Source organism: Streptomyces beijiangensis (genome assembly GCF_017315755.1).
Taxonomy (GTDB): domain Bacteria; phylum Actinomycetota; class Actinomycetes; order Streptomycetales; family Streptomycetaceae; genus Streptomyces; species Streptomyces beijiangensis.
The window spans coordinates 34,743-46,906 of record NZ_JAFLRJ010000099.1 but is presented as its reverse complement, the minus strand read 5'-3'; the positions used below and the strand labels follow the sequence as shown (position 1 = coordinate 46,906).

The window sequence follows — 12,164 nt, the reverse complement described above, 5'->3', positions numbered from 1 at the left end:
GAGGAGCCCAAGATCCCCGTCGGTGTCCACGACCTCGGCGCACATGATCAGCCGGGACAGCAGGCCATGGCCGTGGCGCTGGCAGACGTCGGCCACGGCCTGGTGGAGGTCCGCGGTGAAGTCGCCGTTCACTCGCCGGCCTCGGCGATCTCGCTCATCCCGTTCAGGAACAGGGGGCGGATCTCCTCAACGGCCGGTCCGACGTGCGGGTATGGGCGCTGGTTGTAGGTGCGCCCCAGCGAGTCCTGGCCGACGAACCCGTACTCCAGGCGGCGGCCCTGCGGCTTGTTCGTGCCGACGATGCCGACGACCGCATCGCCGGAGGTCTGCACGCTGTGCGTCCAGCTCCTGCGGTAGTCGCCAGTTGGTGCGTTCGGCCCCGGACGACCAGAGGCGTGCGCTTTGATCCGGGTCTCCAGAAGCATCGCATAGTGCCGCACCGCGACAACCGCCCGCGGCAGGGTCAGCGCCGCCCAGCGGTCCAAGGCGGCAGCAATCTGCGCCCCGTTGGAGTACGCGCCCGCGTCAGGATGCGCGTTCGGGTGCGGGTTCAGTGGTGACGGCATCAGAGGACTCCCATCCGGCCCAGTCCCCACGCGCCCATTCGATGAGCAACCGCAGCATGGCCCTGGTGAGCTCCTGCGGCTGCCCGTCCAGTAGATCATGACGGGTCAGCACGGCCCGCTCCAGTTCACGGCCGTCGATCGCCTCCAGGAAGGAGGCCGCGGCAGGTCCTGGGTCGGGGGCCTCGCCGACGACCACCCGCGCCAACCCGTCGAACTCCGCGCCGGCGCGGGGGCTCAAATGCAGGACAGCGGTGCACGGTTCCCCGGCCGCCTGCTGGAGGGAGTACGCGGCCACGTGCCGCGAGACGTCGACCCCGTCGAGCACCATTGCGGCGCCTACCGCATTCGGGGTGACCCGCAACCGGCAAAGACCCGACTCCTCGCGTTCGTGTGCGGTCACAGCATCGCCCCTACGCTGCCGCCCTGCTCATCGAGCCGCGTTACGCGCACAACTTCCCAGGTGGAAGCCTGCGTTCGCGCTTCGGCGTACCACAGGCGGCCTACCGCAACCGAGGTTGTGTCGGCTGCTCCGATGACCTCGACCTGGTCGCCGGGCTCAGCAACAGGCGCGGTCAGCGGGGTCAGGAGCTGGTACCAGGCCGCGGACTCTCCCGCCCAGTCCACGCCGGTCATCTGGGTGGCCGTGATCTGCCCGTGGGTGGAGAGCAGCGCGCCCTGTCCCTCGTACACGATCTCCCGCACGGGCTCCCCCGTGTCAGGGTCGATGGGTGCGCCGGAGAGACGGCTGATCCGGACCGTGTCGACGAGCAGCCCCTCCAGCTGGGCAATCGTCGCGGGTATGTCGAGCAGCATGGGTCAACTCCCGTTGTTCAAGGTGGTGTCGTACTTCAGCCAGCTCACCCGGACCACGGGGGTGCTGGTGCGCTCCACGCTGTCCAGGGTCCAGATGCGCCCCACCGCATCGGGGTCCTTGGAGGCGGTCAGGGTGATGCGGTGCTCGGCGGTGGCGCTCGGCGCGCTGATCGGGGTGAGCATCCGGTACCGGCCGCTCGTGCCGACCGGTGTGCCCTGCCCGTCGGTGAGCCGTACGGTCACGTCCGCCCCGTGATCGGGCAGGACTGCACCGGGGCCTTCCCAGATGATCGTGTCCGGGGTCTGCTCGAACGTGTCGGGGTTGAAGACGCCAGGGATGAAGATCTTCACCGTGTCGGTGAGGACACGCTGTTCCACCACCCGGCGGGCGCTCTCAAGCGGCAGTCCCCCGACTGGTGTTGTCATGCACTCCAGCGTAGGGCGGGACACTGACACACCCCTGGAGCATGAGCCGGGGATGGTGCGGCACAACCGGCGAGAACCCAGCCCGCCGGCGGGGCGATGTCCTATGGGCACTCCTGCGCGACGGCAGACTCTTCACCCTCCATCCGCCCGTCGCCCAAGCCGCGTAATGGACCAGCACACCTCACACACCTGGCGATACCCTGCGGACCACCCCCTGCCTTTGATTCGGCCATTAAGCCTTCACTGACCTCGGAGGTCTGCCCATGTTCACGTCGATCCACTGGCACTGCTACATGCGGGTCCGCGATCGACGCAAGGCCGAACGGCTGGTGGACCGCATGCGGAACCTGTTGGGCGACCCCATGGAGATCGAGAGCTACGGCCGCTATTGGAAGATCCCAGAGCTCGCCGAGGTCCGCCTGAGCTCGCCGCTCAACCAGGACAACGCGGCCGAAGCTCTCCTCAACACCCTTGAGGCCGCATGGAAGCTCGCGCGAGGCTGGCGCATGATCGACGCTGACGCTCGCCGCTTCGAGTTCGAGGGCATCGCCGCTGCAACGACCGGGGCTCAGTTCATCGTCCCCGGAGTCGAGTGGATAGCGTTCCTCATCACAGATGACTCGGCAGGGTCGTCTTGACTTGCCCATTGAGACTCCACCGACCGCCTGAACACGTGCAGCCGTGTCCTACGACTTCACGTAGGTGATCACCGCGACAACGGTACCGATGGTGGTCGCCACGCCGACCACAATGGCACCGATCCGGCAGTTGGTGGTACAGAAACCAGGCTCCGGCGGCGCCTCAGACCCTTGCTTGATCGAGCTCTGTACCTGGCCGCTGGCCTGTGAGGTGACCAGGTTGACTTGTGCGTTCGGCGAGCCATGCACCGCCACGTTAAGAGCCTGGCCAACCTGCTCCTCAGTGGGAGCCCCTGGCTATCCGGCATGATCGCCCTCAGCTCTCCAACCAGCCCAGTAAACAGCCGTACTCGTCAGGTCCGGCGGCGAAATCGTCGGGGCGGCGACGGAGACATGCGGTCCGAAGCAGCCTGCTTCCCGGGCGTACACACGGCCCGCTCACCCACCGTGGGGGCACCAGCCGGACAGCCGGCGCGGCCCTGAGGAGTGGGGAAGCCTGTCGTGGCCGGGGCGGTCGGCTCCACGGCTTTGCCCACCTCCCCGGTTCGGGTCCCGCGTCGAGCAAGACCAGGGGGCCACTCGGTCACATTGCGGGCAGGGGTGAAGCCTGCCCGAGTCGCCGGCGAGCGTACGGCCCCCTGATCATGCTCGACCCCAAACCAGGCAGGACACCGGCCAAAGCCGCGCAGCCGGCCTCAGCTTGCCAGTCTCCGTGCCAGATCACTCAGCTCCGGCACGTTCATCCCCACCGCAATGGCCACCAAGAGGAGGATCGCGATTTGGAGGGCGGACTTCCTCGGGCTGAAGGGCGCGGGTGACGTGAGGTTGTCGAGGTAGCGGACGGCCCACAGGCCAAGCGCGAGGCACGCTCCTGCGACCAATGCCGGACCCATCTTGCGACCATGGAAGAACACCACGAAGGTCGCCAAGCGCCCAGAGCCGACCGCAGCGGAAAAATGATCAGCCCCACGAAGCGACCAAGCAAGTCACACCCACTCACGCTTGACATGCGTTTTGAACGAGTTCAAGATCTAGCTCGGCAAGTACAGCATGCTTGAGCCGTGGGGCCGTGATGATCAGGGGGCGGGATGAGCAGGCGGATAGTCGGATGGTGGTTCGTCGCAGTACTGGGCGCTGCTTCGGTACTCATCTCAGGGTGTGCGCACTCGGTCGACCCCGACGAGCTTCCCGGCGTGTACCGCAACGGGAAGACCGGCGGCGAGATCACGCTCGATTCCGACGGCACATTCACCGCCACTGATCTGTCGACAGACGCGCACACCGACCCCGAAGATTTGCACGGCCAATGGGAGTTCGTCGACAGCAGCGGCAGCGACTTCGTCTACCTGGACATCGATGAGCGTGGCATCGGTGAGGTCTCCGGTGTCCAGCTCTACGCGCGCGGCGAAGGGAAGGTGGAGTTCAGCCTTCCGGATGGGTCGTGGTCCCTGGCGCTCACCAAGGTGTCCGCCCAGTAGATCAGTGTGCCCAGTCCGGCGTGTGGTGGCACCACACCCGGCGGTAGCCGATCCGGGAGCGGCAGCTCCGGGTGGCGACCAATGCATTGATGAATCTGCAATGTTGGGCAACCGCGAGGATCCGATCGTTTGCCTCACCGAGGATCTTGATCATGGCTGCTCGGGTAGGACGAGTTCCACCAGAAGCGACGCATAGAGGCCGGAAGCAGCCGGAACGATCCCACATGAACGATCTACGCTGGGCAAGGAATCAGAAGGTTGCACGTGCCCGATCCGTGCCCGATGGATCGGGGAACCCCGGGGAACGGCAGGACGATCCCCCGGTCAGCGAGGCGACCGCCGGACGACATCAGCGCAGGCGAGAGCCAGAACACCCCTTGATCGCCCTGCGATTCCCAAGCTCAGGGCGCGGGTTCGATTCCCGTCGCTCGCTCCACCGACCTCGTCCGGATGCGCACCCTCTGACGTTGCCCGATGATGCGTACAGGAAGACCATTGGAGGCGCCGTGAGTCCGCGCAAGAAAACCTGCGGAACGTGCGGTCAGCGGATGGTCGGTCGCTGGCGCCTGGGGAGGCTGCGGAGGAAGTGCACACCGAAGCGGTGTCGTACGGAGGCCAGCGGGCTGGACATCGGCGCGGAAGGAGCAGAATTCGCTGCAGAAGGGATCATGGAGGCGCTCTACCACGGTGCCCTGAGAGGGATCGCCACCGGAGCGAGGGCCGTAATCCGAGTCCTGTTCGACTAGGTCGCCCCGCCCCGGCGGGCTGCTACCTCTTCCTCGCAGATCTCGCACTTCAGCCAATCGCCCAACGAATGCCAGGTCCGCCCACCTGGAACCGCGATCAAGCCCTCCCATTGGTAACCACAGAGTGCCACTCGCTCTGGCCCGGGCTGCAGGTGACAGGTCGCCGTGGGCTCCTCGGGGTCGATCTCGTAGACGAACCGAGTCTGCGACTCCCACGGCAGCAGGTCGAAGACCCGTCGCCAGCCGCGACGAGGCAGCGGCCACCCCAGACGCTCAGTCGAGACGATCAACAATTCCTCAGCCACACTCCAATAATCACTCAGGTGCTGCTGTACAGCAGAGAAATACAGCAACCGTTCCGACCAACACCGACCGTAATTGATCCTCACTGCCCGGCTGACCAGGCGAGGAGACCTGAGCGACCTTGAGGCCGGTAGTTCGCATCGAGGGGGTCAGCCGTTTCTCGCCGGCGCATCGCACTCGCTCCTGTAGCGGCAGCTGCCACAGCAGCGCGGAGCACTGACACGCTGGCGCACATATAGCCAGGCTTCAGACAGCTACGGTGTGTGTGAAGCCGAGCGTCGTTAGCCCTTCGGCGCGACAGAGCCGATCGGATGGGCCCCCTACTTCGGTCTGTAGTACTTGGTAGGCCGCTCCCCTCGCCTGGCCCCAGTGCATGGCGGCACGCCACAGCAGGCGGCCGAGGCCCCGGCCACGCATCTCGGGGAGAACCGCGAAGTACTGGGGCATCAGCTGGCGTGCGCCGATCGCATCGGGGTGGATCTCCATGGGGCCAATCGCACCAACGACCCTGTTCTTGTCAACGGCGGTGAGGACCGGGCCGCCGCGTCCTGCCTGCATCTGGGAATGGAGGAAGGCGAGTCCGTCGGCGGACATCGCTTCGGCGAAGACGGCGAAGGTGCTCTGCACAGCATCCGGCCAGGCCGAGAGGACATCAACGGGCCCAGCAGGGCGGGGACAGGAGCGGGCGGTGAAGTCCTGGAGTTGGATACGGACACCGCGCGGGACCGTCTCAGGTCCGAGCGGTCGTACGACCCTCGCGCCGACCACGCCATGGAGGGCTGCGAGCTTCGCGGCAAGCTCGGCGGCCTGGTCGAGGATGTCACCCCGGTGCCCGTACGCGTAGACCTTGACGACGCCGCGGCCTCGGCGGGTCAGCGTGGGGATGAGTGTCTGATCGCGCTCGTGCACCACGTCGCGAGGCAGGACCACCTCGTTCTTCTCCATGCTCCAGCGGCGGTCTTTGTCGTAGTGCAGGAAGTACCGATCGTATGCGGCAGCGGTCAGCGTGTCTTCGAAGAGGTCGACGGTCAGCGCATGGGGGTGGACAGGGCCGAGGGTGGGCACAACCGGCGCGGTCAGCACGGGGCGTAGCCAGTCCCAGCGGAAGAACATGTGCGGCACCTTAGCGGCTTGGAAGCAAGGGGCTCCGGCCCCGACGGATGCCCGCCAGGGCTGGAGCGCAATGTGTCGGTGGGCGGATTCTCAGTGGGGGTTGTCGTCTCCGGCGTCGCAGGAGCACTCGGCGCTCTCAACGATCGTGTCGAGGTCACCGACGGTCGTGACCTTCAGAGTCGATATGGGCGGCGCGGGGCGGCGGCTGGCCGGCGGAGGGCCGCTGAGGATCTGCACCGGTACCGGGCGGGGTGTCATGAGGCGTGCTCCTTGTCTCCGTGCTGGCAGTAACTGTGCAGCGGCGCCTTCGCCTCCTGGTAGTGCTTGGCCAGGGGGCGGCAGACCCGGCAGGTTCCGGACAGGGCGCAGCCCTCGCACCCTCCGGTGCGAAGCATGAGACGGTCCGCGATTGCGCCGAGGCGCAGGAGACCGTCGGCGCCTTCAGCCATGAGGTCGATCTGGTCGTCGCGGCCGACCTTGCAGATCGAGACCTTCGCGTGCGGGTCGGCGTGGAAGAAGGTGTGTCCCGCGTTGCATCCGGCGAAGGTCTTCCGCTGGCGCAGGTGGTCGGCGGACTGAGCGAGGAGGGGTTCGCCGCCGCCGTAGATCGTGGGCGTCATGTTGGTGTAGGCGTGATGCTCGATCCCCCACTGTTCGGCGAGAGCGCCCATCGCGTCGGCCTCGTGCGCGTTGTCCTCGGTGACCACAACGTTGATCCGCAGTGGCAGTCCGGCGTTGCGGGCCGCAGTGATGCCCCGGTGGAATGACTTCCACGCACCGCGCCGCTGGGTGAGTGCGTCGAAGCTCTCCTCGCTCGCCCCGTACATGCTCACCACCAGCCGGTACGGCGGGTTTTGCGTGAAGAGACGGAGCAGGTCGGGCCGCCACAGCAGGGAACCGTTGGTGGAGATCGTCAGCATCATTCCGGCCTGCCAGGCGTACCGGTAGGCACCCTGGAAGTGCGGGTCCATGGTCGGTTCGCCGCCGGTGATCTGGAGCCACAGGACGCCGGCCTGGCGCATGATTTCGAGTAACCGCACCTTGTCGTCCCACAGAAGGCCGGAGAACGGGCGCTCTCCCAGATAGCAGTGTTTGCACCCGAAGTTGCAGCCCAGATTGATCTCCCACGACGCACGGCAGTACCCGTAGGCCGATTTCTCGCGGACCAGGACCGTGCCTTCCGCTGACTGTCCGGCAAGGTCCAGCCCCCAGGTGGAGGCGGCAGTCTCGGCGACCCAGGCGGGCAGTCGTTCGCAGGCGGCGACGGCGCTCGCGATCTCTTCATAGTGGCCAGCCGGTATGCGGGCTCCGGAGCGGGCACCGGGGCGCAGCAGCAGATGACCGTCGAGGAACGGGCTGGCGATCAGCGCGTGGGTCATTGGGTGGTCCTCTGTCCCGTGAGGCGAGTTCGGTGATTGATCGGTGCGTACGGAGTGCGGCTGGAGGCAAGGCAGTAGATCTCCCCCAGCCCGTAACAGGCATCACAGACCCCGCCGGTCTTGGGGTTTGCCCCGCTCCCGGAACAGTCAGGGCACTGTTCGGCGCGCGGCTCGATCAACGGGGAGGGCCGGGGCGGGAGCAGGTTGGCTGCCATGGGCGTACCTCCTGGATGTGCACCGGTTGCTGTCAGCCGATCTCGCGGGTGTACGGATCGGTGTTCCAGGTGCGGGGATGTGGGCACGCACGGTCTTCCCTCCGCGCTCCTGTCTCAGGAACCACCAGAGGTCCGCGCCGAGCTCCCGGATCAGCCGAAGGCCGCGGCCCCGCTCTTCGTCCTCACCGGGAAAACAGACGGCTCCGAAATCAGGAGGGTCAGGCAGGGGGTCGGACACGTCCACGAGGAGGCTTCCGTCCTCAAGGATGGCCAGCCGCAGGTCCAGAAGATGCCCGACCACATAGCCGTGGTTGATCGCGTTCGTCACCAGTTCGCTGACCACGAGCATCGCGACTTCCACGTCACCCTGCCAGGAGCACAGCGTCATCCAGCGCCGGGCGTTGATACGGCTGAGCCCTACGGACCTGTGAATCAAGGGCAGGCTCGCCGACCACTCGCCCCTGACTGGAGAGATGGCCTCGGACGCTGAGGCGGCTCGTGAGCTCACCACTCCATCCCCACCGTGCCCATCACGCCGGGACCGCGTAGCTGCGCTTGGTGCTGCTTGAGAAGCACCCGGCTCACGCGTGCCAAGGCTCGAAGGTGCACCCAACGCGCCATACGTGTACGGGCGCCAGCCTCACCGTCCGCCGGATTCCACGGAAGCAACAGTTGCTCCGCATCGCTCAGCGCACCGATCAGTTGCGGAGACCGCCGCTCTGTAGGCACGCGCTCCGCGTGGGGAATGAGCACGCGAATGTCCGCGGTCACCTGATCCGTAGCCGCACACAGTTCCTGCTCCGAAGGCACCGTCCTGGGCATCCGTAGAGCACCCTCATAGTTCGCCTTGATGGCCCTACCGTCGACCAGCCGCGCATCGGCGGTATCAGCCCAGGCAATCCCCTCGGATGGGGGTTCGATGTCGGCCTGATTCATACCAACGACGTTAGTCAGCAGGCCACTTGAGCCTCAATGAAGTTCTACGAAGTTGCGCCGATTCACCCGAGCGCGTCGATGGCGGCCGTGATCAGCGCCCGCGCCTGAGGCCCGTACACGGCCATGCGTTGCACTGCCGCGAACGCCTTGACGTAGACCCCCACCTCGTCCGGCACAGTGATGTTGATTTCCGCCGACAGGTTCTCCACCTGCACGCGCTCGTCGTCGAAGACCATGAACGTCTCCAACGGCCACATCCTCCGGTGTGCCGCGAAGGGAATCACGCCGAACGCCACTGAAGGCAGCGACATCACTTCCAGCAGGTAGCCCAACTGCCCAGCCATCACAGACGCGCCACCAATGCGGTACCGCAACACCGCTTCCTCAACGAGGAGGACGAAGCGGTGATCGCCGTCGCGGATGACGTGCGACCGCGCGAGGCGGGCCGCGGCTGCGGCCGGCGCATCGTTCGGCGTGCCCTGAAAGTCGCTGATCGACGTCAGCAGAGACTCCGCGTACCCCTGCGTCTGGAGCAAACCAGGCACGACGTTCGAGCAGTACACCCGAAACAAGTGGGTGCTCTCGTAGAGCGGGACGTCGACCTCTTGGCGCCGCTTGATGCCCGTCTGGTGGATCCGCTTCCACTCGACATACATCTGGTCAGCGACACGGGTCTTGGCGATCAGCTCAGCAACGTGCTCCTGGGCCGTGCACGCGGCGAGGTACCTCCGAATGTCCTCATCGGTCGGCAGCGTCACCGCGTTCTCCAGCCGCGACACCTTCGACTTGTGCCAGCCGCACCGGGCAGCTACCTCATAGCCCTTCAGCCCAGCTGTCCTACGCAGGTCCACCAGGCGCGCGGCGACACCTTCGCGGGCCGCCTGAGCGGCGGACGAGGGCGAAGCGTTCATCAGGCAGTTGTCCCGGGATGCGTGTGCGACGTCTCAGACCTTGTACTCGTCGTGCGGAGTGCCGAGCTCCCACACCGCTTCGAATGCGTCTGCACACAGACCTACGACGGCGGCCTCAGCGCACATCAGTGGGTCGAGCGCGTGGCCGTCACCGGAGAAGAGGTTAAACCGCACGACGCGCCGGTCAATCAGCCAGAAGTCATTGCCGGGTAGCGCAACACCAGAGGCCTGACTCCTTGGGAGCCATCGGACCCCCTCACCAGCCTGGAGGTTGGCACCGGTGATCGCATGCTCGAAGCGGACGTACTCGGTAACCGGCTCGGACACGATGCGGGCACGGCGCACGACGACACCGCGCGCGACAGTCCGCTCGACCAGGGATACCCACGGACGCCAGAACTCTGAGTCGTACGCGGGGACGCTCCCATCGGCCCGCCAGGCGTCGACAACATCCCTCTCCTCGTCGACGCCATAGTGGTCGCGCATCTCCAAATGCACAGCGGAGTGCTCTGCGGAGTCAAGCAGTTGATCGAAGCTGGGCACGCTCGGCGGCATTGCACGCCTCCCTGATCAGCGGCACCATTCGTGCCGGCACTCGGATTACCGCTTCATTGTCCGGTCGCGGGCTCTTCTGCTCGCACTCGGCAAGCGTCGCCGCGTCGGCCACGTAGCCCTGGAAGATCAGGTCGGGTTCGACCGGAGTGGTGTCTACCCACACAGCCGGGCAGTTGCCCCCACCCGTTTCCGGATCGATCCCAATGAAAGTTAGTGCCATGACTGCCTCCCGCGTCTAGATGGTTGCGCGATGTTGCAGAACAAACACTTCGACGATCTCTCACCCAACAACCAACTCTGGCACGTGACTTGTCCGACCGGCTACGCCTACGAACACTTCCGGCCAGTTGGTCAGGCAGGGTTGGGAACATCCGGCCGGGGCCCGAACGCCCGACGGCACCGCGGGTGGGAGATCGGCCAGGACGCCGCGTCGTCCACGGTGCGGAGCGTGCCGGTTGCGAGGTCAGGGTCCTGGTGGGAGGTCCATCCGCAGCCGATCCCGTCGAAGACCTCCACATACCCGACGCCGGCCTCCCTGGCCACGTTGAGGGTGCCCGCGTTGTACGCCACCGCCGACTTCGCGAGCGTCGCCGCCTCCGCCCAGGCCCTCACCGGCACGCGGGCTCCGTTGCGGTAGACGACGTGCGTCAGCGACTGCGCGGCCAGCCGGTCAGCGAGGTTCTTCGCAGCCTGGCGCGCTGTGGTGTTCCCCGCGGCAAGAAGCGGGACCTCCTCGCGGGCGGCGGCGCGCGCTGCCCGGTACCAGCGTTCCGCCATCCGCTCCGCCTCCTGCGACCGGCGCAGGAAGTCCCCATACGAGTCGGAGGCAAGAGACTGAAGGGCATCGGCGTGAGGCTGGGTCCAACCGAACGGGCCCGCGCCAGCAGCACGGACCGCGGCCTGGGCGCCCTGCTCGTACAGGTACGGCAGCTGTCGCCGTACGAACGCCTGCGCCTCGTTATCCACACGGCTGTGGAAATCCGAGATGCCGGTCTTGAACTCCTCCAACGTCTGGAGGACGTACGGGAGCCGCCACCGGGCGACAATCGACGTGATCACCACGGCCTGCTTGTCGGCGAGACGCTGCCAGGCGTCCTCAAGGACCGCAGCAACCCGTCGGGCCACCACATCGGGATCGCCCGGTGTCAGGGGCGGCCAGTCGTACGGCACCCGGTCACCACCTGCGCCGTACGGGCACCAGCGGGACCGCCACCAGGTCGGGCACGCCGTCACCGCCCACGGTCGTCGTCTCGTCCGGGCCCACTATGTCGGCCAGCCCGGCGATCTGCCGTTCGGTGCCGGTGAGGTTGTTGGTCTGGTCGACGGTCACCACCCCGTCCACGGTCACACGCAGCGGCTCGGCGAGCATCAGGGCCCGGCGCTCGACCAGTACCTCGAGCGCGACCGCCCGCGCGGTGCGCAGCCTGGCGTACCGGGTGTCGAGGTCGGTCGGGTCGGTTGCGGGGCCAAGCTGGGCGAGCAGCCAAGCCCGTACGGTCTCATCCACGCGGGGCTCCTTCGTACGAGTGAGGCCCCGCACCACTTCGGGTGCCGGGCCTCCCAGGGCTGATCACTTGGGGTCGAGCCAACGGACTCGGGTGTCGTCGCCGTGCCCGTGAACGGTCATGGCCATATCCAGGTCCGGCCAGATCACGACGGACGGGTACGGGCCACGCCACTGCATGACGACCTGCCCGTTGCTGAACTCGACGCCGTCCACCACCGTTCCGGTACCGGACACCCCGGAGTGGTCGACGGTGCGCTCCAGCACGAACCTACGCATCGTCCGTCGCCTTCTTGGCGGCCCTGCGCCGGACGGGCTTGGCCGCCTCGTCCGGGATCAGGGCCTCGTGCTCCGGCTCCGGCTCCGGCTCCGGCTCCGGCTCCGGCTCCGGCTCCGGCTCCGGCTCCGGCTCCGGGGCATCCTCGGCCAGGGCCTCGTCGAACTCCTCCGGCTCCCAGCACGCAGGGTTGGTGATCGCCGTAGTCAGGCTCTCGTCGGGCTCGTCACCGGGCTGGAGAACGACCCGTTCATGGGTGAGCGGGTGCTCCACGTGCACAGCGGTCGCCAGTCGTCGGCCCATG

General features: G+C 66.8%; 20 protein-coding genes. 2 read left to right on the top strand and 18 right to left on the bottom strand.

The window, feature by feature from the left end:
- Positions 1–128 precede the first annotated feature (128 nt).
- Genes J0695_RS11580 through J0695_RS11565 form a run of 4 tightly spaced genes read right to left on the bottom strand, consistent with a single transcriptional unit; the run spans position 129 to position 1,805 of the window.
- Positions 129–566, bottom strand: coding sequence for an HK97 gp10 family phage protein (locus tag J0695_RS11580; RefSeq protein WP_206961837.1), 438 nt, complete (start codon positions 564–566; stop codon positions 129–131).
- Positions 526–966: a hypothetical protein gene (locus J0695_RS11575; protein ID WP_206961836.1), complete on the bottom strand. Its 441-nt coding sequence runs from the start codon at positions 964–966 to the stop codon at positions 526–528. The genes J0695_RS11580 and J0695_RS11575 overlap by 41 nt, the downstream gene beginning before the upstream one ends.
- A complete protein-coding gene (locus J0695_RS11570; protein WP_206961835.1) occupies positions 963–1,379 on the bottom strand; it encodes a DUF6093 family protein in 417 nt (138 codons plus the stop codon). The genes J0695_RS11575 and J0695_RS11570 overlap by 4 nt, the downstream gene beginning before the upstream one ends.
- A 3-nt stretch (positions 1,380–1,382) precedes the next feature.
- Positions 1,383–1,805, bottom strand: a complete 423-nt coding sequence (locus J0695_RS11565) for a DUF6093 family protein (RefSeq protein ID WP_206961834.1) — start codon at positions 1,803–1,805, stop codon at positions 1,383–1,385.
- A gap of 263 nt (positions 1,806–2,068) precedes the next feature.
- On the opposite strand from J0695_RS11565, the gene J0695_RS11560 reads away from it, so the two are divergent.
- Positions 2,069–2,443: a hypothetical protein gene (locus J0695_RS11560; protein WP_206961833.1), complete on the top strand. Its 375-nt coding sequence runs from the start codon at positions 2,069–2,071 to the stop codon at positions 2,441–2,443.
- 48 nt (positions 2,444–2,491) lie between these two features.
- On the opposite strand, the gene J0695_RS11555 is transcribed toward J0695_RS11560, so the two are convergent.
- The gene (locus J0695_RS11555; protein ID WP_206961832.1) at positions 2,492–2,698 is read right to left on the bottom strand and encodes a hypothetical protein; all 207 of its coding nucleotides are present in this window, start codon (positions 2,696–2,698) and stop codon (positions 2,492–2,494) included.
- A 440-nt stretch (positions 2,699–3,138) separates the two neighbouring features.
- Positions 3,139–3,372 carry a hypothetical protein gene (locus tag J0695_RS11550; protein ID WP_206961831.1) on the bottom strand — a complete coding sequence of 78 codons (234 nt, stop codon included), beginning with the start codon at positions 3,370–3,372 and terminating at the stop codon, positions 3,139–3,141.
- 159 nt (positions 3,373–3,531) lie between these two features.
- On the opposite strand from J0695_RS11550, the gene J0695_RS11545 reads away from it, so the two are divergent.
- On the top strand, positions 3,532–3,921 hold the full coding sequence (locus J0695_RS11545; RefSeq protein WP_206961830.1) for a hypothetical protein: 390 nt from the start codon (positions 3,532–3,534) through the stop codon (positions 3,919–3,921).
- Positions 3,922–5,216: 1,295 nt separating this feature from the next.
- On the opposite strand, the gene J0695_RS11540 is transcribed toward J0695_RS11545, so the two are convergent.
- The 12 genes from J0695_RS11540 to J0695_RS11490 form a co-directional block, all read right to left on the bottom strand.
- Positions 5,217–6,083: a GNAT family N-acetyltransferase gene (locus tag J0695_RS11540; protein WP_206961829.1), complete on the bottom strand. Its 867-nt coding sequence runs from the start codon at positions 6,081–6,083 to the stop codon at positions 5,217–5,219.
- Between the two features lie 90 nt (positions 6,084–6,173).
- Positions 6,174–6,341: a hypothetical protein gene (locus tag J0695_RS11535; protein WP_206961828.1), complete on the bottom strand. Its 168-nt coding sequence runs from the start codon at positions 6,339–6,341 to the stop codon at positions 6,174–6,176.
- Positions 6,338–7,462 carry a radical SAM protein gene (locus J0695_RS11530; protein WP_206961827.1) on the bottom strand — a complete coding sequence of 375 codons (1,125 nt, stop codon included), beginning with the start codon at positions 7,460–7,462 and terminating at the stop codon, positions 6,338–6,340. Before J0695_RS11530 ends, J0695_RS11535 begins: the two co-directional genes overlap by 4 nt.
- 147 nt (positions 7,463–7,609) lie before the next feature.
- A complete protein-coding gene (locus J0695_RS45620) occupies positions 7,610–8,026 on the bottom strand; it encodes an ATP-binding protein (RefSeq protein WP_372445748.1) in 417 nt (138 codons plus the stop codon).
- A gap of 155 nt (positions 8,027–8,181) precedes the next feature.
- Complete coding sequence (locus J0695_RS11525) at positions 8,182–8,613, bottom strand: hypothetical protein (protein ID WP_206961826.1); 432 nt, start codon at positions 8,611–8,613, stop codon at positions 8,182–8,184.
- A gap of 62 nt (positions 8,614–8,675) precedes the next feature.
- Complete coding sequence (locus J0695_RS11520; RefSeq protein ID WP_206961825.1) at positions 8,676–9,524, bottom strand: helix-turn-helix domain-containing protein; 849 nt, start codon at positions 9,522–9,524, stop codon at positions 8,676–8,678.
- Between the two features lie 33 nt (positions 9,525–9,557).
- Entirely contained in the window at positions 9,558–10,079 is a 522-nt protein-coding gene (locus tag J0695_RS11515) for a DUF6879 family protein (RefSeq protein ID WP_206961824.1), read from the bottom strand.
- Positions 10,042–10,299, bottom strand: a complete 258-nt coding sequence (locus tag J0695_RS11510; protein WP_206961823.1) for a hypothetical protein — start codon at positions 10,297–10,299, stop codon at positions 10,042–10,044. The genes J0695_RS11515 and J0695_RS11510 overlap by 38 nt, the downstream gene beginning before the upstream one ends.
- A gap of 131 nt (positions 10,300–10,430) precedes the next feature.
- Positions 10,431–11,249: a phage minor capsid protein gene (locus tag J0695_RS11505; protein ID WP_206961822.1), complete on the bottom strand. Its 819-nt coding sequence runs from the start codon at positions 11,247–11,249 to the stop codon at positions 10,431–10,433.
- Between the two features lie 4 nt (positions 11,250–11,253).
- Positions 11,254–11,586, bottom strand: coding sequence for a hypothetical protein (locus J0695_RS11500; RefSeq protein ID WP_206961821.1), 333 nt, complete (start codon positions 11,584–11,586; stop codon positions 11,254–11,256).
- Positions 11,587–11,649: 63 nt separating this feature from the next.
- Positions 11,650–11,862 carry a hypothetical protein gene (locus J0695_RS11495; protein WP_206961820.1) on the bottom strand — a complete coding sequence of 71 codons (213 nt, stop codon included), beginning with the start codon at positions 11,860–11,862 and terminating at the stop codon, positions 11,650–11,652.
- Entirely contained in the window at positions 11,855–12,163 is a 309-nt protein-coding gene (locus tag J0695_RS11490; RefSeq protein WP_206961819.1) for a hypothetical protein, read from the bottom strand. Before J0695_RS11490 ends, J0695_RS11495 begins: the two co-directional genes overlap by 8 nt.
- Position 12,164: the final 1 nt, after the last annotated feature.

Coding starts and splice junctions, on each gene's coding strand:
- J0695_RS11580 (WP_206961837.1), bottom strand. CDS start 566: ATGCCGTCACCACTGAACCCGCACCCGAACGCGCATCCTGACGCGGGC.
- J0695_RS11570 (WP_206961835.1), bottom strand. CDS start 1,379: ATGCTGCTCGACATACCCGCGACGATTGCCCAGCTGGAGGGGCTGCTC.
- J0695_RS11565 (WP_206961834.1), bottom strand. CDS start 1,805: ATGACAACACCAGTCGGGGGACTGCCGCTTGAGAGCGCCCGCCGGGTG.
- J0695_RS11560 (WP_206961833.1), top strand. CDS start 2,069: ATGTTCACGTCGATCCACTGGCACTGCTACATGCGGGTCCGCGATCGA.
- J0695_RS11545 (WP_206961830.1), top strand. CDS start 3,532: ATGAGCAGGCGGATAGTCGGATGGTGGTTCGTCGCAGTACTGGGCGCT.
- J0695_RS11540 (WP_206961829.1), bottom strand. CDS start 6,083: ATGTTCTTCCGCTGGGACTGGCTACGCCCCGTGCTGACCGCGCCGGTT.
- J0695_RS11535 (WP_206961828.1), bottom strand. CDS start 6,341: ATGACACCCCGCCCGGTACCGGTGCAGATCCTCAGCGGCCCTCCGCCG.
- J0695_RS11530 (WP_206961827.1), bottom strand. CDS start 7,462: ATGACCCACGCGCTGATCGCCAGCCCGTTCCTCGACGGTCATCTGCTG.
- J0695_RS45620 (WP_372445748.1), bottom strand. CDS start 8,026: ATGCTCGTGGTCAGCGAACTGGTGACGAACGCGATCAACCACGGCTAT.
- J0695_RS11525 (WP_206961826.1), bottom strand. CDS start 8,613: ATGAATCAGGCCGACATCGAACCCCCATCCGAGGGGATTGCCTGGGCT.
- J0695_RS11520 (WP_206961825.1), bottom strand. CDS start 9,524: ATGAACGCTTCGCCCTCGTCCGCCGCTCAGGCGGCCCGCGAAGGTGTC.
- J0695_RS11515 (WP_206961824.1), bottom strand. CDS start 10,079: ATGCCGCCGAGCGTGCCCAGCTTCGATCAACTGCTTGACTCCGCAGAG.
- J0695_RS11510 (WP_206961823.1), bottom strand. CDS start 10,299: ATGGCACTAACTTTCATTGGGATCGATCCGGAAACGGGTGGGGGCAAC.
- J0695_RS11495 (WP_206961820.1), bottom strand. CDS start 11,862: ATGCGTAGGTTCGTGCTGGAGCGCACCGTCGACCACTCCGGGGTGTCC.
- J0695_RS11490 (WP_206961819.1), bottom strand. CDS start 12,163: ATGGGCCGACGACTGGCGACCGCTGTGCACGTGGAGCACCCGCTCACC.